1 protein-coding gene and 1 pseudogene are annotated in these 1,060 nt (G+C 36.4%); both read right to left on the bottom strand.

From position 1 onward, the window contains the following. On the bottom strand, window positions 1-530 hold a 530-nt coding region (locus tag ACOVO2_RS17390; RefSeq protein ID WP_421771200.1), incomplete at its 3' end, for a PHP domain-containing protein. After that, window positions 521-1,060 (bottom strand): annotated as a pseudogene (locus tag ACOVO2_RS17385) (DNA polymerase IV); the annotation flags it as partial. The gene ACOVO2_RS17390 and the pseudogene ACOVO2_RS17385, both read right to left, overlap by 10 nt.

Genomic DNA, 1,060 nt, shown 5'->3' with positions numbered 1-1,060 from the left:
TGGTCAATGGCTCGTAAAAGTCTATGCAAATTGAAATAGATTTTATTGAAAAAAGTAAGTGTATGAATAGCGATAATTTTCTCAAAACCCTGCTTGTTCTGAAAACGGTAAGTTTTGGGAATCTCCCAAAAACGAACGCCAATAAATTCATGATTTTCTAAAACAGGACTTGTTTCCAGAAAATCAAGCGGATAAATTGTAAAAGCATTTTGATATGAAGGAGCTTTGTTCGGAAAATCCTTTTTCTTAGATAGATATTCAGTCAGGAAATAATTGATTTCTCGGAAACCCTCATTGTTTTTTGCCAAACAGATATACTTTAATTCATCACCATTTCTAAACTCCACTCCCACTATTGGCCGAATATTGGCCGCATTGCAGGCTTTTACAAAATCAAAAACTCCTGAAGTAGTATTAATATCAGTCAATGCCAAGCAGCCAATTCCCAACTCAACGGCCTTATTTACAAGGTCTTGGATGGGAATTGTACCATAACGAAGACTAAAATAAGAATGACAGTTCAAATACATTGACGATGAATAGGGGTTTTGTTTGACTGATAATTGCTTTTGCGGATAAATCTAGGTTTTCGGGTTGAGTAAAGTACCATTCCAAACGCTCGACCAATGAGCCGACTGCCGTATTTGATTCGTACTTTATCCATTGCTTGGTACAAACCAGCCATTTCGGCGGTATTATCAAACAGATTGATTTGGCTAAAACCCTGCACTAATTTACTGAATCGTACACCTACCAATCTAATCAAAAGCCGTTTGTCATAGAGTTTTTCAAAAAGCTCAGTTACTTTATCAATAATCGTTTGGTCGTCGGTCGTGTATGGAATATTGAATTGCTTAGTATGGGTATCGAAATTAGAGTAGCGAATTTTGACCGAAACACAGCCAGTGCATTGCTGTTTTTGCCGAAGTTCAAAAGTCATTTCTTCGACCATTTTCAGCAAAACTGCCTTGAGTTTGTTTACATCGGTGGTGTCTTTATCAAAAGTAATTTCTTTTGAAATTGACTTTTTATCATGGTACGGCTCAATAGGAGTATTATC

It is taken from the genome of Emticicia sp. (genome assembly GCF_049241225.1).
Taxonomy (GTDB): Bacteria; Bacteroidota; Bacteroidia; order Cytophagales; family Spirosomataceae; genus Emticicia.
This window is presented reverse-complemented; position numbering and strand designations above follow the sequence as displayed.